At 29.4% G+C, this 26,388-nt stretch carries 27 protein-coding genes and 1 other RNA gene; 9 read left to right on the top strand and 19 right to left on the bottom strand.

Going from position 1 to position 26,388, the window contains the following annotated elements; all coding sequences use genetic code 11:
• Positions 1–17: 17 nt before the first annotated feature.
• Positions 18–1,073 carry a protein kinase gene (locus B5F09_RS04925; RefSeq protein ID WP_087372192.1) on the bottom strand — a complete coding sequence of 352 codons (1,056 nt, stop codon included), beginning with the start codon at positions 1,071–1,073 and terminating at the stop codon, positions 18–20.
• Between the two features lie 57 nt (positions 1,074–1,130).
• On the opposite strand from B5F09_RS04925, the gene B5F09_RS04920 reads away from it, so the two are divergent.
• Together B5F09_RS04920 and B5F09_RS04915 are read left to right on the top strand one after the other, a co-directional pair.
• On the top strand, positions 1,131–1,544 hold the full coding sequence (locus B5F09_RS04920) for a helix-turn-helix transcriptional regulator (protein WP_087372188.1): 414 nt from the start codon (positions 1,131–1,133) through the stop codon (positions 1,542–1,544).
• A gap of 31 nt (positions 1,545–1,575) precedes the next feature.
• Positions 1,576–2,163, top strand: coding sequence for a hypothetical protein (locus B5F09_RS04915; RefSeq protein WP_087301039.1), 588 nt, complete (start codon positions 1,576–1,578; stop codon positions 2,161–2,163).
• 46 nt (positions 2,164–2,209) lie between these two features.
• Here the strand turns inward: B5F09_RS04915 and recA are convergent, their stop codons facing one another.
• From recA to B5F09_RS04895, 4 genes are read right to left on the bottom strand one after another with little or no spacing between them, the layout of a single operon-like run.
• Positions 2,210–3,268, bottom strand: coding sequence for a recombinase RecA (gene recA, locus B5F09_RS04910; RefSeq protein ID WP_087301042.1), 1,059 nt, complete (start codon positions 3,266–3,268; stop codon positions 2,210–2,212).
• A gap of 38 nt (positions 3,269–3,306) precedes the next feature.
• The gene (locus B5F09_RS04905; RefSeq protein ID WP_087372185.1) at positions 3,307–3,765 is read right to left on the bottom strand and encodes a CinA family protein; all 459 of its coding nucleotides are present in this window, start codon (positions 3,763–3,765) and stop codon (positions 3,307–3,309) included.
• Positions 3,765–4,358: a CDP-diacylglycerol--glycerol-3-phosphate 3-phosphatidyltransferase gene (pgsA, locus tag B5F09_RS04900; RefSeq protein WP_087301048.1), complete on the bottom strand. Its 594-nt coding sequence runs from the start codon at positions 4,356–4,358 to the stop codon at positions 3,765–3,767. Before pgsA ends, B5F09_RS04905 begins: the two co-directional genes overlap by 1 nt.
• Positions 4,358–5,350 (bottom strand): RodZ family helix-turn-helix domain-containing protein, encoded by a 993-nt coding sequence (locus B5F09_RS04895; RefSeq protein WP_087372182.1) that lies wholly within the window; start codon positions 5,348–5,350, stop codon positions 4,358–4,360. Before B5F09_RS04895 ends, pgsA begins: the two co-directional genes overlap by 1 nt.
• A gap of 396 nt (positions 5,351–5,746) precedes the next feature.
• Between B5F09_RS04895 and fucO the strand changes: the two genes are divergently transcribed.
• Complete coding sequence (gene fucO, locus B5F09_RS04890) at positions 5,747–6,892, top strand: lactaldehyde reductase (RefSeq protein ID WP_087301053.1); 1,146 nt, start codon at positions 5,747–5,749, stop codon at positions 6,890–6,892.
• 127 nt (positions 6,893–7,019) lie between these two features.
• Here fucO and B5F09_RS04885 read toward each other — a convergent pair whose 3' ends face one another.
• The 5 genes from B5F09_RS04885 to gpsB form a co-directional block, all read right to left on the bottom strand.
• A complete protein-coding gene (locus B5F09_RS04885; RefSeq protein WP_087372179.1) occupies positions 7,020–8,396 on the bottom strand; it encodes an MATE family efflux transporter in 1,377 nt (458 codons plus the stop codon).
• 33 nt (positions 8,397–8,429) lie between these two features.
• On the bottom strand, positions 8,430–8,882 hold the full coding sequence (locus B5F09_RS04880; RefSeq protein WP_087301059.1) for a MarR family winged helix-turn-helix transcriptional regulator: 453 nt from the start codon (positions 8,880–8,882) through the stop codon (positions 8,430–8,432).
• Positions 8,883–9,011: 129 nt separating this feature from the next.
• Positions 9,012–9,566, bottom strand: a complete 555-nt coding sequence (locus B5F09_RS04875) for a TetR/AcrR family transcriptional regulator C-terminal domain-containing protein (RefSeq protein ID WP_087301061.1) — start codon at positions 9,564–9,566, stop codon at positions 9,012–9,014.
• Positions 9,567–9,652: 86 nt separating this feature from the next.
• An RNA gene (gene rnpB / locus B5F09_RS04870) (RNase P RNA component class B) lies at positions 9,653–9,978 on the bottom strand.
• 104 nt (positions 9,979–10,082) lie between these two features.
• A complete protein-coding gene (gene gpsB, locus B5F09_RS04865) occupies positions 10,083–10,415 on the bottom strand; it encodes a cell division regulator GpsB (RefSeq protein WP_239404252.1) in 333 nt (110 codons plus the stop codon).
• A 195-nt stretch (positions 10,416–10,610) separates the two neighbouring features.
• On the opposite strand from gpsB, the gene recU reads away from it, so the two are divergent.
• Both recU and B5F09_RS04855 read left to right on the top strand, forming a co-directional pair.
• The gene (gene recU / locus B5F09_RS04860; RefSeq protein WP_087301066.1) at positions 10,611–11,210 is read left to right on the top strand and encodes a Holliday junction resolvase RecU; all 600 of its coding nucleotides are present in this window, start codon (positions 10,611–10,613) and stop codon (positions 11,208–11,210) included.
• The gene (locus B5F09_RS04855) at positions 11,200–13,869 is read left to right on the top strand and encodes a transglycosylase domain-containing protein (protein WP_087372175.1); all 2,670 of its coding nucleotides are present in this window, start codon (positions 11,200–11,202) and stop codon (positions 13,867–13,869) included. The genes recU and B5F09_RS04855 overlap by 11 nt, the downstream gene beginning before the upstream one ends.
• Positions 13,870–13,932: 63 nt before the next feature.
• Here the strand turns inward: B5F09_RS04855 and nth are convergent, their stop codons facing one another.
• The 6 genes from nth to spoIVA all read right to left on the bottom strand — a co-directional run bounded on the left by nth (position 13,933) and on the right by spoIVA (position 18,422).
• On the bottom strand, positions 13,933–14,589 hold the full coding sequence (nth, locus tag B5F09_RS04850) for an endonuclease III (protein ID WP_087301076.1): 657 nt from the start codon (positions 14,587–14,589) through the stop codon (positions 13,933–13,935).
• On the bottom strand, positions 14,582–15,172 hold the full coding sequence (locus tag B5F09_RS04845; RefSeq protein ID WP_087372219.1) for a DnaD domain-containing protein: 591 nt from the start codon (positions 15,170–15,172) through the stop codon (positions 14,582–14,584). Before B5F09_RS04845 ends, nth begins: the two co-directional genes overlap by 8 nt.
• A 4-nt stretch (positions 15,173–15,176) precedes the next feature.
• Entirely contained in the window at positions 15,177–15,671 is a 495-nt protein-coding gene (locus tag B5F09_RS04840; protein WP_239404250.1) for a hypothetical protein, read from the bottom strand.
• Between the two features lie 77 nt (positions 15,672–15,748).
• A complete protein-coding gene (locus B5F09_RS04835; protein ID WP_087301081.1) occupies positions 15,749–16,456 on the bottom strand; it encodes a zinc metallopeptidase in 708 nt (235 codons plus the stop codon).
• Positions 16,457–16,529: 73 nt separating this feature from the next.
• On the bottom strand, positions 16,530–16,802 hold the full coding sequence (locus B5F09_RS04830; protein WP_087301084.1) for an HU family DNA-binding protein: 273 nt from the start codon (positions 16,800–16,802) through the stop codon (positions 16,530–16,532).
• Positions 16,803–16,946: 144 nt separating this feature from the next.
• Entirely contained in the window at positions 16,947–18,422 is a 1,476-nt protein-coding gene (gene spoIVA, locus B5F09_RS04825; RefSeq protein ID WP_087301087.1) for a stage IV sporulation protein A, read from the bottom strand.
• 129 nt (positions 18,423–18,551) lie between these two features.
• Between spoIVA and rbr the strand changes: the two genes are divergently transcribed.
• From rbr to B5F09_RS04805, 4 genes are all read left to right on the top strand, one after another.
• On the top strand, positions 18,552–19,229 hold the full coding sequence (gene rbr, locus B5F09_RS04820; protein WP_087301090.1) for a rubrerythrin: 678 nt from the start codon (positions 18,552–18,554) through the stop codon (positions 19,227–19,229).
• Between the two features lie 126 nt (positions 19,230–19,355).
• Positions 19,356–20,177: a MurR/RpiR family transcriptional regulator gene (locus B5F09_RS04815; RefSeq protein WP_087372173.1), complete on the top strand. Its 822-nt coding sequence runs from the start codon at positions 19,356–19,358 to the stop codon at positions 20,175–20,177.
• 143 nt (positions 20,178–20,320) lie between these two features.
• Positions 20,321–20,584 carry a SemiSWEET transporter gene (locus B5F09_RS04810; protein WP_204215224.1) on the top strand — a complete coding sequence of 88 codons (264 nt, stop codon included), beginning with the start codon at positions 20,321–20,323 and terminating at the stop codon, positions 20,582–20,584.
• A 320-nt stretch (positions 20,585–20,904) separates the two neighbouring features.
• Entirely contained in the window at positions 20,905–21,255 is a 351-nt protein-coding gene (locus B5F09_RS04805) for a hypothetical protein (protein ID WP_087372170.1), read from the top strand.
• 181 nt (positions 21,256–21,436) lie between these two features.
• On the opposite strand, the gene B5F09_RS04800 is transcribed toward B5F09_RS04805, so the two are convergent.
• The 3 genes from B5F09_RS04800 to pyk form a co-directional block, all read right to left on the bottom strand.
• Positions 21,437–23,668 carry an alpha-galactosidase gene (locus tag B5F09_RS04800; protein ID WP_087372167.1) on the bottom strand — a complete coding sequence of 744 codons (2,232 nt, stop codon included), beginning with the start codon at positions 23,666–23,668 and terminating at the stop codon, positions 21,437–21,439.
• A 37-nt stretch (positions 23,669–23,705) separates the two neighbouring features.
• Entirely contained in the window at positions 23,706–24,608 is a 903-nt protein-coding gene (locus tag B5F09_RS04795; RefSeq protein WP_087372163.1) for an ROK family protein, read from the bottom strand.
• Between the two features lie 134 nt (positions 24,609–24,742).
• Positions 24,743–26,173, bottom strand: coding sequence for a pyruvate kinase (gene pyk / locus B5F09_RS04790; RefSeq protein ID WP_087372160.1), 1,431 nt, complete (start codon positions 26,171–26,173; stop codon positions 24,743–24,745).
• Positions 26,174–26,388 lie beyond the last annotated feature (215 nt).

The raw sequence follows: 26,388 nt of genomic DNA, 5'->3' as shown, positions 1-26,388 counted from the left end.
CTAGTAGCAGACATTAATTAAATACTATTGATACATCCAACAATAAAGGCTTCTAAAAATATCCAGGCTGTCGCTGTAACAACAATCCCAATAACTCGTACAAGTTTCGATTTAGATTTTGCTAAAAAGCAACGATTCCAGATTTCTAAATAATTACCAGCAAATAAAATTATAGTCATTAAAACAATAAAAACTAATATTCGATTAAGCCATAAATCAAAACCAGTTAAAACTTTATTATCAACCGTCATTTCACTAATCATAGAAACTAAAAAAATTAATATATAACCAGCTAATGCTAGTATTTTTTTAATCAATGAATTAGTTTTAAATCCTGGTAAATTTATTAAATAATACTTTAATTTAAAACTTTTATCTTCTAAATTCAAATCCACTAACATCATCGAAACACTTTCATAACGCTGTTTGGGATCAATATTGATAGCTTTATTTATCACCTTACTTTCAAAGCCATCATATATTTTTTCATTTGGCAGCTTTTTAGTTAAAATAAAATTTAATAAAACTCCTAAAGCATAAATATCACTTTGCTGATTAGTTTGTCTAAAACCAAACTGTTCAGGAGCAGCGTAACCTACACTACCTAATATATAAGTATCTTTATTTTTATCACCTTGGTAATTTCGAGAGATATCAAAATCAAATAAATGTACTTTTGAACCATCGTAAAAAATATTACTTGGCTTGATATCACGATGAATTACTGGTGGTTTTAAATTATGAAGCTCTTTAACAATATTACATATTTGTTTAAATATTAATAAGGATTCTTGCTTATTTATTTTATTATTAAGTACATATTCTTCTAAGGTACTAGCATTAATATATTCTTCTATTACTACTATTTTATTACCAATTTCTTGAAGCTGGTAAATTTTAGGAATTTGTTTAATTTGATTTTTTGCTAATTGATAATAAACTTCCTTATTATATGCAGGTATTTCTCGTTTTAGATATAGTAAATGATCTATTTTATTTCTAACCAATACCAATCGTTTATTTTCATTTTCTTTTATTATTTCTAATTCATGATAGAGATTTCTTATATCCATTTTTTTCTCCTTGCATTATTAAATAGACCAAGCTAAGATATATTATAGGTGATTATGATGATTTCAACAACTCAATTATTAGATATAATCAAAAGTGATGAAAATCTGACTTTAGAACAATTACTTCTACAAGTTCCAGAAATAGATTTTGTTACTTATTTAGAAACATTGTTATTAAAAAAAGATGTTTCTAAAAGTGAATTAATAAAAATGACTAATTTACATCGAACATATTCTTATCAAATTTTTAATGGACAAAAAAAGCCTAGTCGTAGTAAAATAATTCAAATTGCTTTAGCATTGCAACTAGATATTCGTGAAACTAATAACTTATTATCGTTGTCTGATAATGGTTATTTATATCCCAAGGTTAGATATGATGCAATTATTTTATATGCATTAGAGCATAAAAAATCAATTATCGATACTAATCTTATTTTGGATATGTATAAATTACCAATTTTAGAGTAGTTTACGAATTTAATATTTTAGGAGGATATATATGACTAATAAAGAAAAATTATGGAACGTTATAAATCAAGAAGATACTTTAAATTCATTAAAAACAGCATTTGAAAATCGAATCAAACCTGTTTCTGACGAATTTAAAAAAGTTATTGATAAATGTTTAAATACTAAATTACAGCAAGATACTAGACTGATTATATGTGGTGAACCAATATATTCAAAATGGGGAGATTTTGTTGGCTATGACATTCAACTACAAGAAATGGATTTTGCTACTCAGATAGCTCAAGCTAATTTAATTTTAAGCGATACTTCTGATTATAAAAAATATTTTACTTTATCTCCAGAAAAATTTATTACTGATTTTCTAAAAAAATACATCTTACAACACACAAGTGATGCAATTGAGTTTGATGAAGAATTACCTGAAATATGTTCATGGGCTAAAGATTGTAAATATTGGGATGAACTCGCTTATACTTTGATTTGTGAAAGAATCCAGCAGAATATTGAATTTAAACTTGCTAGCAAATTTGAACCCTGCGAAGAAATGAACACTATAACTTTAAAACAAAACAATGAAGAATTAATTAGTTTTGGAGTATATTTTGATATATGCTAAAAATGGAAAGAGAGTTAATTACAACTTCTCTTTCCATTTTTTATAACTATTTTTTTGTTTTCTTATCAGTTTCTTCAACGTCATTTTCTAAAGTAGCAACAATTGCCTGAGTAATTTCTTCCATAATATCAGGATGTGTATTTAAAAAGTTTTTAGCATTTTCACGACCCTGACCAATTTTTTCGCCCTTATAGGCGTACCAGGCACCACTTTTTTCGACAATATCATGTTCTACTGCTAAATCTAACACTTCACCATCACGAGAGATACCTTTTCCATAAATAATATCAACTTGCGTAGATTTAAATGGTGGAGCAACTTTGTTTTTAACTACTTTAATATTAACTTTATTACCAACTATATCACTACCAGACTTTATAGCTTCACTACGACGAATTTCTACTCTAACTGATGAATAGAATTTCAATGCACGACCACCAGTAGTTGTTTCTGGATTTCCAAACATAACTCCAATTTTTTCTCTCAATTGGTTAATAAAAATAATTGTACATTCAGATTTATTTAACTCTGCAGCAATTTTACGTAATGCTTTAGACATTAAACGTGCCTGCAATCCCATTTGAGCATCACCCATTTCCCCATCTAATTCAACTTGAGGAACTAATGCAGCAACTGAGTCAACTACAACTAAATCAATCGCTCCAGAACGTACTAATGTTTCCGCAATTTCTAATCCTTGTTCACCAGAATCTGGCTGTGATAAAATCAATTCATCAATATTTACCCCTAAATTTTGAGCATATACAGGATCAATGGCATGTTCTGCATCAATAAAAGCAGCACGACCACCTTGTTTTTGACATTCAGCAATAGCATGAAGTGTCAATGTTGTCTTACCACTAGATTCCGGTCCGTATATTTCAATAATTCTCCCTTTAGGATATCCACCAATACCCAAAGCTAAATCTAAAGTTAATGAACCAGTAGGAATGACATCAACACTAACAGCAGCACGATCACCTAACTTCATTACTGATCCTTTTCCATATTTCTTTTCAATTGCTTTAATTGCATCTTCTAAAGCTTGGGCTTTTTTAGCTTCTTCTTTACTAGCTTTAGTTTCTTTTGTCTTTGCTTCTGCCATCTTTTTTCCCTCCTACTATATATATACTCCCAAAAATCTTAATTTACTTTTATCTTCTTTGTTAATTTTCTAATAACAAAATCAATTGCCTGCTTTTGAATTTCCTGGCGACTACCTTTTAAATTCAATTCATAAACATTAATACCATGATAATAGATACCAATATAGACTAAACCAACCGGTTTACCTTCCATGGCATCAGGTCCAGCATTGCCAGTAAACGAAATGCAAATATCGCTATCTAAAATCTGTTTTCCATTAATACACATTAAAGAAGCGATTTCTTTACTTACAACGCCATATTTTTGAATTATATCATGAGAAATTCCTAACAGTCTTTCCTTTGTAACACTTTGATATGTTACTAAACTACCCTTATAAACCTTAGAAATGCCAGGAATACTTCCTAGCATTGCGGCAAAGTTACCTACTGTAAAACTTTCTACACTAGATATACTTATATTATTGTCAATTAAAAATTTTGCTAATTCTTTCATCACATAGTCTCCATAAGCATTTCACGATTTTTCATAAAATAATCAATTCCACTAATTACAGATACTACCGTTGCTATCCAAGCAAAAATAGTTGCTACATCAATATTTAAAGCACTAAATGGAAAATTATTTAATAATAACATACAAATTGCAATTATTTGCGTTACAGTCTTAAGCTTTCCTAATTTACTAGCAGCAACTACTACTTGTTTACTAGCTGCAGACATCTTAATTGCATCAACAATAGTATCCCGAGATATCATAATAATCGGGATAATAATATTTATTACCTGGTTACTTGCTAATAATAGAAAGATAGTATTTATTAATAACTTATCAGCAATTGGGTCAACAAACTTACCAAATGTCGTAACCAGATCTTCTCGACGAGCAATTTGCCCATCTAAATAATCTGTAAACGAAGCGACAATAAAAATCACTAAAATAACTAAATTAACTAATGAAATATCTGTATTTAAAACATGAAAATTTGCTACTTCAATGCCAAAATCGGCATATGGAAACATATAAATGATAATTAATACCGGTACCAGTAAAATTCTGGTAATCGTGAGTCGATTTGGCAAATTCATTATTGCACCTTCGTTAAGACAAGAGTTTTCTTACCCCCATCGTATTCACTTGGATCAATTTCAATTTGCGTATCATTTATATAGAAACGATGCCCATAAAATGCCCCCATTGTCAATTCAAGAGTTTGGAATTCATCTTTATTAAATTCTAACTCTACTACTTCTGGCGTAGCATCTAATGAATTACTTGTATTTGCATCATTATAAATTCCAGTTCTAAAACCATCATATTCACTACCATTATAATCTAATTGACACCATGAACGCCCAACAAATTCAACTCTGAATTTAACAGTTGGTTGACTTTCATCTACACTAAAACTGTAATTTAATTCACCATTTTTAGTAATAGTAACTGCTGGTGTCTGCTCAGCTGGTTCTTGGTCAGCTGGATTATTATTGTTTTCTGTATCATTTTGTTCATCAGTATTTTGATTAGCTGCTTCGTTATTTCCTTCTACTGTAGGTGTATTATTGTTATTAAAATCACTACTATCATCTGATTTACTTGCAATAATTGTATACCAGACAACAAATACTAATGCTATGCAAATAACTCCTACTAACGCATATTTAAGATATCGTAATAAATAACGATCTTCGTAAACTCGTTTATTAGAAATCGGTTTCTTTGGTTTTATTTTTTTCAAATCTTTGAACGAATCACTAACCTTTTCAGAAATAGTAATGTTCTTTTTATTTTCATCAGCTAAACGTTTAGCCAAATCCTCTTGTCGTATTTCTTCTAATTGTATTTCTTGAGTTAATGCTTCAAAATCTGCATCAAGCTCTTTTTCTTCTAAACCTAAATATTTAGCGATTTTTCTTAAATACATTTTAAGATATAATTCATCACCTTTAAATGTATCAAAATTTCCAGATTCTATATCTTTCAAGACAGCCACTGAAATAAATGTTCCTTTAGCTAGTTCTTCAAGGGTAATCCCTCTAGCCTCACGTTCTTTTTTAACACGTTCGCTAATGTTTTCCATGAGCTATCCTCCTTTTTATTTTAAAAAAACGTCTTTAATAAACAAATAAATTATATCATAATTCTTACTTATGACAATAACCTAATCACATTTATTTTATGAAAGATTTATTTTAATATACATCTTTATTACTATTTTATTTTACCTTATAAATATAAACTTTTGATGTACTAATAACAAGTTTTTTTAGAAAAATTTTTTTATTATCTAAAAATAATATTTTTAACTATTTTCTTAAAAAAATATATAAACCACAAAAATTTGTTAAAAACATAAGTCATTAACAAATTTAAGTATTTAGTTAAATGTTACAAACGCTTACATTTGTAACTTGTTTTTATTTTCACAAGAATGATAAAATATAGACAGTTAAAACAAAGGAGGAGACTTAAAAATATGGCAAACAGATTTGTATTAAACGAAACAAGTTATCATGGAAAAGGAGCAATTAATGAAATTCCTAACGAAGCAAAAGCAAGAGGATTTAAAAAAGCATTAGTTTGTTCAGATCCTGATTTAATTAAATTTGGTGTTACCAAAAAAGTTACTGATTTATTAGATGAAGCTGGATTAGCTTATGAAGTTTATTCAGATATTAAAGCAAATCCAACAATCGAAAATGTACAACACGGAGTAGAAGCATTACACAACGCTAAAGCTGATTACATTATTGCAATCGGTGGAGGATCTTCAATGGATACTGCAAAAGCTGTTGGTATTATTGATAGAAACCCAGAATTTAGTGATGTTAGAAGCTTAGAAGGTGTTGCAGATACTAAAAACCCATGTACTCCTATCTTCGCAGTACCTACTACTGCAGGAACAGCTGCTGAAGTTACTATCAACTACGTAATCACAGATGCTCAAAAAGATAGAAAAATGGTTTGTGTAGATGTTCATGATATTCCAGTAGTTGCTTTTGTTGATCCAGATATGATGTCAACTATGCCAAAAGGTTTAACAGCAGCAACAGGTATGGATGCTTTAACTCATGCTATTGAAGGTTATATTACTAAAGGTGCTTGGGAATTATCTGATATGTTCCATTTAAAAGCAATTGAAATTATTTCTAGATCATTAAGAGGTGCTGTAGATAATACTCCTGAAGGTAGAGAAGGTATGGCTTTAGGACAATATGTTGCAGGTATGGGATTCTCTAATGTAGGTTTAGGTTTAGTTCACTCAATGGCTCACCCACTTGGAGCTTTATATGATACTCCTCATGGTGTAGCAAACGCAATTATCTTACCAACAGTTATGGAATATAATGCTGAATATACTGGTGAAAAATATAAAGATATCGCAGAAGCTATGGGTGTTGATACAACTGGTATGTCACAAGAAGAATACCGAAAAGCCGCTGTTGATGCAGTTAAAAAATTATCTCAAGATGTTGGTATCCCAACTGACTTAAAAGATATCGTAAAAGTTGAAGACTTAGATTTCTTAAGTGAATCTGCTCTAGCTGATGCTTGTTGTCCAGGTAACCCAAGAGACACTAGTGTTGAAGAAATCAAAGAATTATATAAATCATTATTATAACAATAAAACAGAATTTAATAAAAATCCCACCTCCGTAGATTGGTGGGGTTTTTATTATAACAAAGCTGGTCTAAATGCAAAAAATAAGTGATAGCTTTTTTAACTATCACTTTATTTATAAAATCAGTTATTTACTTTCATTCATCTTTTTCATCATATTTTTAAATTCAAAATAGAACATTATTGTAGTAGTTAACACCGCAATAGTATCTGCAATTGGTTCAGCTAAAAATACTGCGAAAACTTGATCTTCAATAAATAATGGTAAAATATAAATAAGTGGAATTAAAACAATAATTTTTCTAAATATTGCCAAAAATGCACTTTTTTTAGAATTACCAAAAGCAATGAATGATTGTTGACAAGAAACTTGAATTCCCATCAATAATACTCCTGCCATATAAATTCTTAATGCCCATTTTGTAATTTCCATTAATTGTGGATCACTTGTAAAAATAGAAACAAATAATGATGGTACTAACATTACTAAAGCCCATAATATAGATGAATAAGTAAAACAAGAAATAGTTTGCAATTTGAAAGCTTCTTTAACTCTACTAGCATTATTAGCACCATAGTTATAACTAATAATTGGTTGACCACCTTGAGTTAATCCTTGTAATGGTAACATCGCAAATTGCATAATACTTGATAAAATAGTCATCGCACCAACAGCTAAGTCGCCACCATATTTTAATAATGATGAGTTAAAGCATAACACTAAAATACTTTCTGTTGCTTGCATTACAAACGGAGCGATTCCTAATGCAATACATGGTGCTAAAATATGCATATCTATTTTTAAGTTTTCTTTTTTCAATTTTAAAATTGTATTTTTACCTGATAAAAACCAGATTGCCCAAACAGCACTTAAAGCTTGAGATAATACGGTAGCAACAGCTGCACCTTTTACTCCCATATCAAAACCAAAAATCAAAATTGGATCTAAGATAATATTAGTTACCGCACCAATAATAACTGTAAGCATACTAATTTTTGAAAAACCTTGTGCCGAAATAAATGAATTTAAACCTAATGTTAATTGAACAAATATTGTTCCTATTGCATAAATAGTAATATATTCAAGAGCATAAGGAATAGTATTCTTACTAGCTCCAAAAAGATATAACAACGGTTCTTTAAAAACTAATACAATTGCTGTTAATAAAATTGCAACAATAACTAACGCTGTAAAACAATTTCCTAATATTTTTTCTGCTGTTGAATTATCTTTTTTTCCCATATAGATACTAGCTCTAGGAGCACCACCCATACCTAATAAATAAGCAAAAGCAGAAACAATCATAATAATCGGAAAACAAACCCCAACACCTGTTAAAGCAGCAGAACCAATGTTTGGTATATGACCAATATACATACGATCAACCATATTATATAAAGCATTTACTACTTGTGAGGTAATTGCTGGAACTGCTAAAATAAATAATAAATGTTTAACTGGCTCTTTTCCAAGATCGACCTCTTTAGACATTTTTAATTTCATAAAACATACCCACCTTTCAACAATAAATCCTAATTATTTAAATTCAGATTCATCATTTTTACTTTTAAACGCATTTGCAATATCAATCATCGTTTCTTCCATAATTTTTATTCTTTCTTCTGGAATATCATCTAAAATTTCTGTATTAATTTTCTCTATTTCTAATTGTAATACTTTACTTACCTCATCTGCTTTATCAGTTAAATAAAGATGCACTACTCTTTTATCTTCACTATCTCTTTTACATTCAATTAGCTCTTTTTTTACTAGTGCATCAATGCTTCTACTTATTAATCCTTTAGAAACGCCAAGCAATACAACCAGCTGGCTACTAGTAGTAATAAAGTGATTATTTGATAGTAAAATTAAAATAGAAATTTCATTGGGCGATAAATTAATATCTTTCAAGCGTTTATTTAGCTCATTAGCATAATATCTTCTTATTTGAGTAAAATAGTTCAACATTGTTTCTAAATTTGTTGTCATATGTCACCACCTAATTTAGTTTACTTGTATATAATTTACTTGTAAACCTTTTCATAGTATAGTCTTGATTAAATAAAAAGTCAATCCATAATTAAAAATAAAAAGCAACAGTTTTCTGTTGCTCAAATATTATGAATTTACTATTAAAATAAATGGTTCTAATCGTTTTGGCAAAGCTTCAATTAATAAACTAACAATTTTTTCAATACTAATTGGCATATCATTTAATACCCAATCAACAGTCATATCAATCGATCCCTTGCAATACATTTTTAATAAAAAGTCTAAATCATCATCAACACTATGATTAAGATTCTTTTCAATTATCCCTTTATAAAACTCATAAATACAGTTAAAATCATAATTTACTAAATTATTATAATCATTAGACTTAAATGCTTCTTTAAAAAAAGAATGTTCGCTGTTAATAAAAGCAAACTTTAATTGTAAAGCTTCTTGTAAAGAACATCCGTTACCCATTTGACGAAATGATTGTAACACTAGTTTTTCAAAATACCAGTTAACTAGATCATATTTATCTTTAAAATAGCGATAAAAAGTTTGTCTAGTCATTCCACTTCTAGTTACAATATCAGTAACAGCAATTTTATCTAAAGGAACAACTTTAATTAAGTCTTTGATTGCTTGTGCAAAAATATATTTTGTTTCATCATGTCTGTCCATTTTACATACCTCTTTATTCTATTATAAACTAGTAGTAAAATTTAGACAAATAAAAAAAAGCTGAAAAATCAGCTAATTAAGACTCACTTTGTAAGCCAAGTTCTGTTTTTCAAACGATTATTTATCTATGCTTTAAGCATCCGTCTTTTAGTTCATTTCCCTCAAGACGATTCCCCTACCAAATTTGGGTTTCTTCCTTGCAGAGTTTACCTCTTTTCAGCTAGTTTTTCAACTAGAATTGTTTCTGTGGCACTTTATAGCTTATCAACCATGCAATAAAATTGTTTAGGTCTTAGGCTTGTCGTTAGCTCACGCTACCGTAACTTATTTATTCGTTACGTACAAACACTACAAGCATCGCAGCTTGTGGAAGCCTGGACTTTCCTCTGTATTACAGCAATCGTTTTCTATGAGTCACTACTATTTTACATATTTTTTTTAATAAAACAAGTTTTAAAATGATAAATATTAAAAAAGCTAAATAAATCATGATGATCATTTAGCCTTCTATTTCTTCTATTTTTTTCCAAAAACAGCTTTTTCTAATAAAGATAATCTTTTTAAAATATCAACATTAGTAGATAAATTTTCTTCCATTGCATGGATATTATCATCTTGTAATGTTTTTTCGCGTTCAAGTTTTGCAATTTTTACTTTTTGTTCACTTATTCTTCTTTCTAATTGATCAATTCGATCATAAGAAGCATTTAACATTGCTGCAAAAGCCTCATAGTCTTTTACAACTAAATCTAGAAAATGATCAACCTCTTCAGCATTATATCCTTTAAAATCCACTTTAAATTCTTTATCAACAATTTTTTTAGGACTTAGTACTACTTTTCTTTCCAAGTCTATCAACTCCTTTATCATATTATATATTATATTGAAACAAAAAAATCTTTTAAATGCAAGTAGGTAATCGATTATTAACATATTCTTTGATATTTCTCATAAATTAACAATGTTTTATAATCTTAGAAGATATTATGATATTTTTACAGATATATGGTATAATAGCCTAGTAAAGTAATAGAAGGAGAAACTATGGTTAATTATCCAAATTTGAAAAAAACAACTGTTCATCAAACTAAATTAATTGATGGTAAGCTAAATACCCGCCATCGGGGTATGAATTTAGAAGAAGATTTGAATATGACTAATAAATATTATTTAGCTAATGGAATTGCAAATATTCATAAAAAGCCAACTCCTATTCAAATTGTTAAGGTAGATTATCCTAAAAGATCAGCAGCACGAATAGTTGAAGCTTATTTTAAAACCCCTTCAACAACTGATTATAATGGAATCTATAAAGGAAGGTATCTTGATTTTGAAGCAAAAGAAACGAAACGAATGAATTTTCCTTTTACAAATATTAGTGTCCATCAAATTGAACATTTGAAAAGTATAATTAAACATCAAGGAATTGCTTTTGTTATTATTGCTTTTACACATCTAAATGAGGTATACTTAATTGATGCTTCTTATGTAATTGAAGCATATTATCGCGCTGATCAAAAATCAATGTCCTATCAGACAATTAAAGAAAAAGGACATTTAATTGAAAGTGGCTATAATCCACGATTAAATTATTTAAAGATTATTGATCAATACTATTTAGGAGGTCTCGAAAATGACAGATAGCCTTACAAGAACTAAGAAAAAAAACAAAAAGAAAAGCCAACTTAACTGGAAAAAAGTTCTCGTATCACTAATAATTGTCTTTATAATTATTTGTTTAGGTATGGGGTGTTTCTTTGCCTGGTCAGTTTATAAAGAAACTGAAGACTTTTCAGCTGAACGTTTACTTTCGGGAGAAGCAAGTAAAATTTATGATGCCAACGGTGAATTAATGTATACTTATGGTAGTGATGAAAATGGTAAACGTGAAAACGTCACATATGAAGAATTACCACAAGTATTAATTGATGCGGTTGTATCAGCTGAAGACTCTAGATTTTTTGAACACGATGGTTTTGATTTACCACGTATTGCAAAAACATTTATTACAAACTTAGCCTCATTAAGAATTACAGGTGGTGGTTCTACTATCACTCAACAAGTAATTAAGCAATCATATTTTCCTGATGCTGAAAGAACTTATACCCGTAAGTTAAGCGAAGTAATTCTTGCTATTCAGGCTACTAAAGAAATAAGTAAAGAAGAAATTATCACTTTATATTTAAACAAGATTTATTTTGGTCGTAGTACTAGTTCAATTGGAGTAGCAGCAGCTAGTAAATATTATTTCAATAAAGATGTTTCTCAACTAACTTTACCAGAAGCTGCTTTATTAGCTGGAACATTAAACTCACCTTCTCGCTATGATCCATACTACAACCTTGAAGCTGCAACTTCTCGTCGTAATGTAGTTTTAAATTTAATGGTTCAACATGGCTATATTACTCAAGAAGAATGCGATCTTGCAAAACAAGTTAAAGTTGAAAATATGTTATCTCAAAGCAGTACAACTTCTGATAGTTCACTAGCAGCTTATGTTGATTTAGTAACCGAAGAAGTAATTGAAAAAACAGGTATGAATCCTGCAGAAACACAAATGAATATTTATACATATTGTAATCAGGATTTACAAAGAATGGCTACACAAATGGCTAATGGTGAAACTTATGATTACACTGATGAAGATTTACAAATGGCCGGTAGTGTTCAATCAACTCAAGATGGTCGTATTGTTGCTGTAATTGGTGGTCGTAACTATAAATCTGGTGACTTAAATAAAGCAACTGTAAAACAACAGCCTGGTTCATCAATGAAACCAATTTTAGATTATGGTTTAGCTTATAAATATTTAGATTGGTGTACTGGTCATACTGTCGAAGATAAAGAAACTACTTTTAATTCTCATGGCAGCAATTCATGGACACCTAAAAACTGGGATGGAAGCTTCCATGGTTCAATGACTATTTCTGAGGCATTAGTAAATTCATGGAATATTCCAGCCATTTCAACATTTGAACAAGTTTTAGATAGTGCTAGTGAAGATGCCGTTATTGAAGATATGAAATCATTAGGAATTGATATGTCATATGAAGAAGAAAATGGTATTCAATTGCCATATGCAATTGGTGGATGGGCCAAAGGTGTTAGTCCAGTAGAATTAGCAGGTGCCTATGCTACAGTTGCTAATAATGGTATATATATTGAATCACATACTATTAATTATGTAGAAATCGTTGATAAAAATGAAACTGTTAATGTTGATCAAGACATTCAAGATAATGCTACTCAAAGCCTTGGTGAAGATGTATCATTTATGATTAGAGAGACAATGCTAAGTTATTCAAGCAGTGGTTCTGGAAGCTATGCTTATTTATCTGGTATTGATAATGTCGGAGCTAAAACTGGTACTTCAAATACTGAAAGTGGTGCTAGTAAAGACTTATGGATGACAGCTTATACTCCTGATTATACATGCTCAGTTTGGATGGGATTTGAATCTCAAGCATTAAAAGAGGGTAAAAACACTAGTAGATATCGTGCTTATCCTGGTAAAGTTGTTGGAGATTTATTAGAATATTTAGAAGATAACACTACTGAAAAGAAATCATATCCAGATCAACCTGACAGTGTTGAACAAATTCAAATTGTCGCTGGAGTATATCCTTATCAAAGTCCAAGCTCTAGTACTCCTGCAAGCAGTGTAATTACATGCTGGGCAAAAAAAGGAAAAGGTCCTACATCAACCGCCGCTGAAGCAACAATTAATAATTTAAATTCATTTGAAGCCACACTTAATAGCAGTGGAACAATAAATGTATCTTTTGGAGCTTATGATACTTCATCAGGTACTACTTATGGAACTGTGGTCTATGTTGTAGAAGTATATGATGAATCAAATCAATTAGTTCATACTGAAACATTATCAAATAATACGGGAACTATTAATTATAAACCTACTGGTAATGTTCGAGTTGTCGGTTATTATAAATATGCTGAATTAGAAGTAACTTCTAATAAAGTAGAAAGAACTATCAACGTTAATACTTCACAACTAGATGATGTTAGTTATACAATAACAAGTAATGGTAGCACCGTTTCTAATGGATCTACTATTTCTGGTACATCAATTGCTATAAATGTACACGCTCAAAATGAAAGTAATACTATTACAATTCAATTTTTGAGTTCTACAGGAGAATCTATTCTTGATCCAATTACTTTTACAGGTAGTGCTACTAGAGAATTTACTTTAGATTCTGGTTTCACTTATACAGTAAGAGTAACTGAAAGTAATGGTACAAATAGTGTTAATCGATCTACTACATTTACAGTAAGTGGATAATATAAAACCTCTAAAGAATATTCTTTAGAGGTTTTTAAGTAAGAAATAATTGTTTTGTTACAATTATTTTTTTATATTATCAAGATATTTCTTTTTTATTGGATCTTTACACATATCCGATAGTTTACATTCATTGCAATTAGGATTAGTAGCTTTACAAAAATAACGACCAAAGAAAATAAATTGGTGGTGAGCTTTATTCCAGTAATTTCGAGGAATAGAACGACACAATTTCTTTTCAACTGTTAATACACTATCATCTTTTTTAGCAAAACCTAACCGTTTCGAAATTCTTTCAACATGTGTATCGACTGCAAAAGCTGGAATATCAAAAGCAACTGAACGAACTACATTTGCTGTCTTTCGTCCAACTCCAGGTAGACTTTCCAACTGCTTTTGATCACTTGGTACCTTTCCATCAAACTTTTCAATTAATGTCTTTGCCATCGCTAAAAGATTTTTAGCCTTATTGCGGTATAAACCAATTGTTTTTATATCTTCTTGTAATACACTCAAATTGGCATTTGCCATTGTATAAACATCTGGATATTTCTTAAATAAAGATTCCGTTAGCTGATTGACTTTTTTATCAGTAGTTTGTGCCGAAAGCATTACGGCAACTAATAATTGAAAATCTGTTTCATGATTCAATTCACAATAAGCATCAGGAAACAATTCATTAAAATATTCTAATACTCTATTTGTCTTTTCTTTATTCATCTTCCCACCACTTATATTCACTTATTGGTACACTTCGTTGTGGTTCTTCACTTTCAACATAACGGGGTTTAACCCCATTTTTAGCCCAATTATGAAGTATCCCTTCTATATATCTAAAATTTAATACTTGGCTTTTAACAGCCTCTTTTAAAGCTTTAACGATCATTTCATCATCATAATTACTCTCTTTCCATTCTCTTAAAATATTCAATTCAATAGGTGATAATGCCCGTCCGAACTGTTCTTCGAAAATAGAAACTAAACTGATTGGTTCTTCTGGTTCCTCTTCATTTTTTTCCAGTAACAATCTTTCTTCTAAATGATTTAAACTAATTGCTCCAGAACGATTATAAATAAACTTTTTACTTAATAAACTTTGTAAAACCTTATTTAAATCATGAGTTGATAATAAAGAGTAATTCTGTAACATCGCCGGTGTTATCAAGCGAACACTAGCTTCTTTTAAAGCATATATTAATAACAAAATATGACACTCATTTCCATCAAGCCCTAATTCCTTTGCTTTTAAAACAAGCAATCGTTCAAAATTAATACATTTACTTGAAACCAAACTCTTTAACATACTACTAACCATTATCAATACGATATGCTTTTACAAAATCGCCAGTATCAATTCCATAAAAAGCATAAATCAATGAATCCTTTCCTTGATACATCAAACTATAAACAAAAATTTCATTTTCATAGCCAATGGTAACTTTATCAGGTTCAACATTATATCTATTGATAAAATCGTCAATACATACTTGCTGATCCACTACATCTTCACTATAAGATTTAATAAATTTAGCTTTATCATCAAAAACTGCATATTGTTTTTTATCATCTTTTGTTGCATGAATAATATAATAGCTTTTATCACTATCATAACGATCAAAATATTCAACATCACTATACTCATTAGCTTGAACAATTTGATTTTCAACCCGCTTAATAGCATTTTGATTTTGCGAATATGGTAAGTGCACCCATAACATAAAATAACTAACAAAAATAAATAGTAAAATTAAAAAAACAATAAATATATTAAAACGATTTTTTCGTAAAAATTTCAAAATCACACCAACTTTCTTCGTTTATCATTATACTATCAATTTACTCAAGATAAAAGAAAAAATCTCAAATGAATTTTGAGATTTTAATCACGATCATTTCCAGCTACAATCAATACAATTCTAAGTAATGATAATACAGTTGAAAGCATTGCCGCTACATAAGTAAATGCTGCTGCCGACAGCATTGATCTAGCACCGCTATATTCATCAGTAGTTAAGTAATTTGCTTTTAGAATTCCTAAAGCTCTTGATGAAGCATCAAATTCTACCGGCAAAGTAATTATCTGAAATAATAAGATACCAGACATTAAAATAACTCCCAGCCAAGCAATATTACTATTTCCAAAAATTAAACCAACAATTACTGCAATCCATCCTAGATATTGTCCCACATTACATAGTGGTAAAATCCCATTTCTAATAACTAATGGTTTATATCCCACTAAATGTTGAATCGCATGACCACATTCATGACTTGCAACAGCTAATGCAGCTATTGAAGTACCATCATAAATGCCTCGTGATAAATTAATTGTTCGATTACGAGGATTATAATGATCTGATAGCTTTCCACCAACAGCATTGATTCTAACATCTTGCAAACCATTACGATCCAAAATTTCTCTAGCTACCATCGCCCCAGTCATATGGCGACTGTTAGGAATTTTAGAATATTTACTGTAAGCACTATTAACTTTTATTTGAGCATAAATCATTATCAAAGAGCCAATGATTACTAATAAATAACCTATTAAGTAAGCTCTGCTCATTGGGAAATAATAAAATGGCATATTCTCACTCTCCTTTTAGTATTATTATACACTATATTGTTAACTGATTATGAAGAAAATAAAATGCAATGAATTAATTCATTGCATCTTTCAAACGGCTGCTAGGTTTAAATGTAACTGTTTTACTAGCAGGAATTACCATTTCTTCTTGAGTTTTTGGCGAGATTCCTTTACGAGCCTTACGATCATTAACTTTAAATGTACCAAATCCAGAGATTAATACTTTATCTCCTTCGATGACACTACGTGAAATTGTATTAAAAACAGTGTCGACTAAAAGTTCTGCATCTTTTTTAGTTAAGTTTCTTTCTTTAGATACTGTTTCAACTAATTCTCTTTTATTCATAACTACCTCCAAAAATCTAATACCACGAAAGTATAACATTAAAAAGTGCCGATTTCAAGCTATTTTAGAAGCAATATTTACCTTTTTGAACATTACCATAATTTACCATTTTTACGGCTTAATTTCACGGTTTTTTATTAATCCTTATAAAACAATAGCAATAACATTACTTTTACCCTTGTTTACAATTTTTGATAAAATATCATGGATTCTCATACTTGCATTTTCAGGAATAGCATTTAATTTAAAATACATACCTTCTTCGATCAAATCACCTAACTTTCTACCAAACACATCACAATTGAAAATTGCCTGTTTATCATCACCATTAGAATTTAAATAATCAATGAAGGCTTCTGCCTGTTCTTTCGATCCAATAATTGGTTCAAAAGTACTTTCAATATCAACTTTGATCATATAAGTTGTTCCCGCTTTAGAAACCAACTTAATTCCAAATCGTGGTCCTTGTTTAATTAACTCTGGTTCACTGAGTTCAATTTCATCCAATTTTGGAATCGCATAACCATAACCAGTCTGTTTAACCATCCTAATAGCACTCGAAAAACCTTCATATTCATTTTTAATATCAACTAGTTCTTGAATAAAAGTTAAAAACGTTGCTTGATCAAATCCTTTATCACCAATTATTTCTTCTAATATTTCATTATAGAGCCCACTTCTTTCTTCAATTTTCAAAGTTGCACTCGATGTTGTAGTATCAATTCCCGTTAAATAAGCTTTATCAACAAAATCATATTCACTTATAGTATCGCCAATTCGTTCAACATCTTTAAATTTCTTAATTGACTGTAATGATTCTTTTAAAGAATTATCTAACGTTTGTTTTAACCAGTGATTATTTGATAACATTGCTAACCATTTTGGTACTTCTATCCGTACTTCACTAATTTTAAATTCATATAATGCTTCTTTTAATAAAGATACAATCTGTGGTTCTTCCATTCTAGTAACATCCATAGTTAAGATTGGAACATCATATTTTGCCGTTAAACGATTATATTCTTGTCGACACGCTACACTATTAATATCTCGACTATTAATAATGACAATAAATGGTTTATCTATTTCTAATAATTCTTCAATAATATCATCGGTTGCCTCATTATAATTAGCACCTGGAATATCACATATACTACCATCACTAGTTATAACTATTCCAATAGTAGAATGATCTTGAATTACCTTTTTAGTTCCTATTTTAGCCGCTTGATCAAAAGGAATTGATTCTAAATACCAAGGGGTTTTTACATACCTGATTCCCTGTTCATCCTGATATCCTTTAGCACCATCAATAACATAACCGACACAATCAACAAGCCTTACCTTCACTTTAAAGTTTTCATCCATAACCATTTCAATAGCCTGATTTGGAATAAACTTCGGCTCTACAGTCATTATCATTTTTCCTTTGCCTGATTGGGGCAGTTCATCAATAGCTCTTAACTTAGCATCTTTATCTTCGATATATGGAATGACCGCCATTTCCATAAACCGCTTGATAAAAGAAGATTTCCCGCTTCGTACCGGTCCCACCACCCCTAGATATATGTCGCCATCGCATCTTTTAGCGATATCATGTAAAATATTTTTTGTTTCCATGTTAAACTCCTCTCTTCGTATTATTTATATGAGTTATTTATTCATTTAGAACTTATTGCTTGCTTTTTAAAATATTAGGTATATAATTAAATAGTAATCATTACTATTTAAGAAATTTGGAGGATAAAAATGAAATACGTATGTAAAATTTGTGGCTTTATTTATGATGAAGCAACACAAGAAAAAAAATGGAATGAATTAGATGAAAACTGGGTTTGCCCTGTTTGTAAAGCACCTAAAAGTAAATTTGAAGCTGTTAATGAAAACAGTGGTAATAAATATGCTGGGACTAAAACAGAAAAAAATCTAATGGAAGCATTTGCTGGTGAATCAATGGCACGTAACAAATACACTTATTTTGCTAAAGCTGCTCGTGAAGAAGGATACGAACAAATCGCAGCTATTTTTGAAGAAACTGCTAACCAGGAAAAACAACATGCAAAGATGTGGTTCAATGAATTCCATGGTATTGGAAGTACTGACGAAAATTTAGAAACTGCTGCTCAAGGTGAAAATGATGAGTGGACAGATATGTATGTAAGAATGGCTAAAGAAGCTCGTGAAGAAGGATTTGAAGAATTAGCAGTTAAATTTGAATATGTTGCTAAAGTTGAAAAATCTCATGAAAGACGTTATTTAAAATTATTAGAAGCATTTAAAAATGGTACTACTTTTAAAGGTGATGCTCCTAAAGGATGGAAATGTCGTCAATGTGGTTTTATTTATGAAGGTCAAGAAGCACCTGAAAATTGTCCAGTATGTGGATATCCAAAAGCATATTTTGAAAGAATGTGTGAAAATTATTAATAATAAAATACGAAGAGTAGATGATAGTTATCTATTCTTCTTTTTTGTACCTGAAAATATTTTTGATAATTTAATTTTTATTAAATAAAGCATCCTGGTATGTTAAAATTATAAATAGGTGATATCATGGAACTTATTAAAAAATTACAGCAAAAAGTAAATTTTACCGAAAGGGAAGTAGTAATTGCCGATTACATTTTAAATCACTGTGAAGAAGTTCTTAAAATGACAACAAGACAATTAGCTAATGGAACATATACAAGTGCAACTATTATTGTACGTTTTGTTCGTAAATTAGGTTATCAGGGATTTAATGATTTTAAAATTCATTTATTAACTGATTTAAAAGAAAATAGTTATCAGGAAATTGAAGTAGAGAAAAAAGAAAGTCTGATATCTATTGTTAATAAGGTTTCTTCATTACATGAAAAAGTACTACTAGAAACAAAAAATAGATTATCTATTGATGATTTAGAAAAAATTCAGCAAGCTATAAAAAATGTTGATCAAATAAATATTTTTGCACTAGATGCAAATGCATCAATTGGTGAATATGTTTCTCATAATATTATGCAAGCTGGTAAATTATCAAATGTTTATCAATCAATAGATAAAATATTATTATATGAGTTTTTAATTGAAAAATCAGTAATCATTGTTATTTCTAGAATGGGCAAAAATAAAAATATGTTAAAAGCGATTCAAAACTTACGAAAAAAAGGACACTTTGTTATTTTAATTACATCTAATAAAGATTCTCCGTTTGTAAAAAATGTGGATGTATGTCTATTATGCACCTATAAAGAAAATATTATTGAATTACGTGATTCTCTTTTCCACACTTCAGTTTCATATATTTTTGATATTCTTATTTCAATAATCATCAAAAACAACTATGATACTGCCATTAATTTATATCAGCTCCATGATCAATTATATGAATATTAGTTTACAGTGTTTCATCTTTTAAAGTAATTTTCTTTAAAAGTATGTAGCACTGTTTTTTTTGTATTCTAATTTCCTTTTTTTAACTTAATTTTTATCTATAATACTCTTGTAAGAAGATTTATAAATAAAAAGGAGGCATGAATATGATTCAATTTATTGGTCCAATAGGAGCACTACTTACAACAATTTCATTTATCCCACAAGTCTTGCAAGTTTTAAAAACAAAAGATGTTTCTGGAATATCTTTAGGAATGTATATTATTTTTGTCCTTGGCGTTATATTATGGACTGCATATGGTCTTATCCTTCATGATATAACAATTATTTTATCAAATGGAATAACAACTTTGCTGGCAGGAATTATTTTATATTATAAATATAAAGAATCATATTCTTCAAAAAAATAAAATAAAAATATAACTTAAAAAAGCATATCTAACTTAAATTTTTTTCTTAACATAGTGGTATTCTTTATATACATGTATAGATAATCTATATATGAGTTGATATAAACAGATTGCAAATATATAATGTAATTAGAAAATGTTTTCAAAACATCAAAAATTATATTACTGTTAATAGGTATTTATTTCATTGACATAAAGTTAGTCCATTAGATAAAAAATTACTTTACTAATAATAAAAAAGCCCTACTACAGTTTTTAAAATACTCCGACATAATATCAAAATATGAAAAAAGTAAATTACATGTAAGGATAAGATTTTTATGGAAAAATTTATTAATTTATTAAAGAATAGATATTTTAAGTGTATTTTGATAGTTATTATTGCAATCCTATGTTTAAAGTTATATACAAATTATTTATTTGAAAGCTTAAATAATGAAACACCTAGAGAAGCTATTGTTGAATTTATATATGATGAAACACATAGTTGGAAATCTTTCTTTATAGAAATAGAAGAGTCTAAAAATATTGATAAAACAGATGAAAATAGTTTTTACTATAATATAAAATATAATGGCTGGTATTCTATACCTGGAGACTTAGGTGGAACAATAGAAGTGAAGAAAATAAATAATCAGTATTACGTTATTAAATACATAGGATATTGTTAGACTATTTAGTAAACTAGATAAAAGTAGTTTTTAAAATCTAATGGCAACTTAATGTATCCTATCAAATAGACACCTTAAATATCTAAATACAGACACAAGATATTAATATCATGTTTGTATAATAATCTGTACTTTTAAACAAAAATCACTATTAGGCCAGAATTTATCTGGCCTAATAGCTTTATTTAGCTTTTAAAAGATAGATTTTAGAATAATAATCACCATTAGTACCATCATATACTTCATGATTTTCACCACAAGAATGGTCACTATTAATTAAACCGACATTCATTAGTTCATCACCAAAATGATCACTTTCTAATCTAGATACATGATAACAATAATCAGGATTTAACCCTTGTAATCGTAAACGACGATAACCTTGATTAACCTCTAATAAGATTCGATAATAGCCAACAATAGCAGTTTTTTGATCTTTAGAAACAACCATCCAGGCTGTTTCATTTCCGTTACCATCAAACGGACTTAATAAGCGATAAAAAGTTCCAAACTGAATGATCTCACGATATTCTTTCATAAAAGTAATTTGTTCAACGATTTTCTTTTTTTCATCATCATTTAATTTATTTAAATCCAACTCATAACCAAAAGTTCCAAAATAGGCCACATTAGCCCGAGTTTCAAGTGAAGTATTTCTAAATACTTGATGATTAGGTATTGCTGATACATGAGCTCCCATACTTGAAACAGGATATACTAATGATGTTCCATATTGAATTTTTAAACGTTCAATTGCATCGGTATCGTCACTAGTCCATGTTTGTGGTGCATAATATAACATTCCCGGATCAAACCTTGCCCCACCGCTAGCACATGATTCAAATAAAATATCTGGAAAACGTTTAGTTAAATGTTCATATAATGAATAAACACCTAAAATATATTCATGCATTACTTGCCCTTGCTGATAGCTTTGATGACTAGACGAATATACTTCAGACATACAGCGATTCATATCCCATTTTATATAGCTGACGTTCCCTTGTTCTATCATTTTAACCATCATTTGATAAATGTATTCAATAACATCAGGATTAGAAAAATCTAAAACATATTGATTACGACCATGGCTCATATTGCGCTTAGGAGTTGCTAAGACCCACTCCGGATGGCTTCGATATAAATCTGAATCTTTATTGACCATCTCTGGTTCAAACCATAGACCAAACTTTAATCCTAAATCATTAATTTTTTTACTAAGATTAGCTATTCCATTTGGTAATTTATCTAAATTAACATACCAATCCCCTAAACCTGTATGATCATTATTTCTTTTACCAAACCAGCCATCATCTAATACAAATAATTCAATTCCTAATTCACTAGCAGTTTTTGCGATAGCTAATATTTTTTCTTCATCAAAATCAAAATACGTTCCTTCCCAATTATTTACTAATATCGGCCTTGCCAAGTTACGATATTTACCGCGAACTAATCGATTCTGGTATAAATAATGGTATGTCTGTGACATTTTATTTAGCCCTTGATCACTATATACCATTACTACCTCTGGGGTTTGGAAATGCATATTAGGATCTAGATTCCATTTAAAACAATGTGGATGAATTCCCATCATTACTCTAGAACAATTATAAGTATCCACTTCTACCTGGGCTAGAAAATTGCCACTATAAACAAAACTAAACCCTAAAACTTCCCCACTAAATTCATCAGCATTCTTTCTTTTTAAAGCAATGAAAGGATTAAAATTACTACTTGAACATCCTCTCAATGAATAAATCGATTGAATTCCATGTTCTAATTTTCTTTCTTTTACATATCGTTCACGTGACCAGGCCCCTGTGAGTTCTAACATTATATAATCACTATCTGGTAAGTCTAATGATAAACTCATAGCTCTATTTAACACTAATTTTTGTTGTCCGTTATTTTCAATATATGCATTACGAGTAATAACTGGCATATTTTCATAGATAGTATAATTTAAAACAATTTTTGTATTAATTACTTGATCAACTAAGGTAATTGACAACGTAGTCACTTCATTTTCTTCTTCACTGTAAGTTGCCGGTAAATTTTCTAACTTAGGTTTTTGATTAAAAATTAAATGACTGTGATAAGTAAAATTTAAAATCCGACTACCATTTTCTTGAATAATATCAATTGCCATTTGACGCATATCCCCACTACCATATACTGGATATTCTTGCTTTATATGTTCTAATGAAAATGTTGAATCATTTTCAAAACTGCAAACTGCCATCGGCCGATGATACATTTCTAACAAATGATCAAAATTTTCACGATCTTTTATCGCTTTACCATAATACAATTGACCTAATTGATTATTTTTTAAAATTTTAATAATATAACTTACTTCTTGATTATAAAGATGAAAAGTTTTACTTTTTTCATGAAATACTATTGGCATAAATTACCTCCGATTATTTAATAAAAGACTAGTAAAACTAGTCTTTAAAAGTATTAATATGTTGATAAAAAGCTCCTATCAAATTAGCATCATTTAAATATTTACATGCTACAACTACCGGTCTAGAAATTGGTGAATTAAATTCTAATCCAGTTTGATACATTTCTTCAATGTGTTTTTCAGTTAATTCTAATAATAATGGTTGTGCTGAAATACCACCACCAATTGCAATTTTTTCTGGATCAAATAAAGCTTGTAAATTATAAATTTGTACCGCTAAACGATTACAAAATTTGTCTAATCCCGCTAACACATCAGGATTACCATTATTAGCCATTTCGAAAATTTCTTTTCCATTAAAAACCTGATCAGTATGCGTTGCTTCTTGAACAGTTTGTAAAAGTCCTGCGATACCATTTAAAGAACACCAGGTATTAGCAAAATTATTACCATCATCTCCATTAGTTCTCATCCATGAAAATTCCCCAGAAGAAAAATGTTTACCAATGTGCACTTTACCATTTTGAACAATACAACCACCAATACCAGTTCCAAGAATAATTACAGCAGCATCATCTACATCTTTTAAACAACCAAATCCTACTTCAGCATTAGCAGCACATTTAGCATCATTACCAATTGTAATTGGAAGCGGACAACGTTTTTGTAATATTTCGACAATATTCATATCTTTGATATATTCATAGGCACCACCAGTATAAGCAAAACCTTTATCAGGATCAATTGCTCCAGGCATTGAAATTGCCATTCCAACAATATTATCTTTATATTTATCATATAAATCACCAATTATAGAAACAAATTGATCAATTCCATCTTTTGGTGCTGGAGCATTACCTTTTTCTAAAAATTCCCCTTCTTTATTAACGATAGCGTACTTAATTGAACTACCACCAATATCTAATGTTAAATAATTCATAAAATCTCCTTTCATAACCACTACTATTATAAGTATATCGTATCAATTAAGAAAATAAAAGCATTGACTTTTAACAAACCACAAAAAAAAGACTGTAATTTGATTCTTAAATCAAATCCAGTCTTTAATAATTATTATTTTACCCTAATCAATTCTAAATAACTAGTATCACCACTAATACCTGGTTTTCCTCCAGTAACTAGAATTAATTCACCAGATTGAACCCCATTTTCTTTAGCTAAAATTTCAGCATAGTCCATCATAGTTGCACGAGTTTGCATATATTTACATTTTACTGGTAATACCCCCCAGTTAATCGCAAGTGATCTAGTTGTTTTCTCTTCAGGAGTTGCTGCAATAATTAAAGCTTCGGGACGATAACGTGACATCTTACGAGCAGTAAAACCACTTTCTGTAAATGCAATAATAGCAGCTACGTTAAATTTTGAAGCAATTTCAGCTACCGACATACAAATTGCTTCCGATGTATCTTGTGGTGCAGTTCTAACTGCTTGACGATGTAATGAATCATAATCTAAACTTTTTTCAGTTGTTAAAGCAATTTTATTCATAGTCATTACAGCTTCTTGAGGATATAAACCTGAAGCTGATTCCCCAGATAACATGATTGCATCAGTTCCATCAAAAATAGCATTAGCAACGTCACTTACTTCAGCACGAGTTGGACGTGGATTTTGTTGCATGCTTTCTAACATTTGAGTAGCAGTAATAACTAATTTACCACTGTCTTTACATTTTTTAATAATTTCTTTTTGAATTAATGGTACATCTTCAGCAGGTACTTCAACCCCTAAGTCCCCACGTGCTACCATGATTCCATCAGCAACCTTTAAAATCTCATCCATATTTTCGACACCTTCCTGGTTTTCGATTTTAGCGATTACTTGAATATCAGGACGTCCGTTTTCAATTAATAATTTTTTTACATCAATTACATCTTGAGCACGTCTAACAAATGATGCAGCAATAAAGTTAAATGGTTGAGTGCATCCAAATGTAATATCTGCAATATCTTTTTCAGATAAATATTCAAAACCTAATTTGATTCCAGGAACGTTAATTCCTCGTTTATCTTTTACAACTCCATTATTAGCACATACACAAACAATATCTTTACCTTCAACATGGTCAACTAATAATTCAACTTGACCATCATTAACTAAAATGAAACCACCAGGTTTAACATCTTTATATAATTCTTTGTATGTGATTGTAAAACGATCACTTGTTCCTTCAATATCTTCAGGTGTAATGACAGAAACTTGTCCCTTTTTAAATTCTGTTTGTCCCCCAACAAAGTTACCAGTTCTAATTTCTGGTCCTTTTGTATCTAACAAGATAGCAACTTTACTTCCTAATTCATTATTAATTTCTGTAATCAATTCAATTTTCTTTAAATGTTCTTCATGACTACCATGAGAAAAATTTAATCTCATTACATTCATCCCAGCTTTTACTAATTTAGATAACATTTTTTTATTATCCGAAGCTGGTCCAATAGTACAGATTATCTTTGTTTTGCTTACTTCATTATTTTTCAACATACTTATATTACCGTCCTTCTTCTCAATTTCGTACATTTCTATTATATCCCATTACCGCCTTTGTTGCGATATTTTTTGTTAACTTTTTATGGAAAAAATCAAATATTTTTCCCATATCAAGCTATAAAATTAAATTTAAATCAATTTTAAATTAAAATATAGTTAACAAATAATTCTATTTACCAATTTATCAATAAATTCAATTTCATTAATAA

Origin of the sequence: Erysipelatoclostridium sp. An173 (genome assembly GCF_002160495.1) — a bacterium.
Taxonomy (GTDB): Bacteria; Bacillota_I; Bacilli_A; order Erysipelotrichales; family Coprobacillaceae; genus Thomasclavelia; species Thomasclavelia merdavium.
The sequence above is the reverse complement of the archived record's forward strand: the minus strand, read 5'-3'. Positions and strand labels throughout refer to the sequence as shown.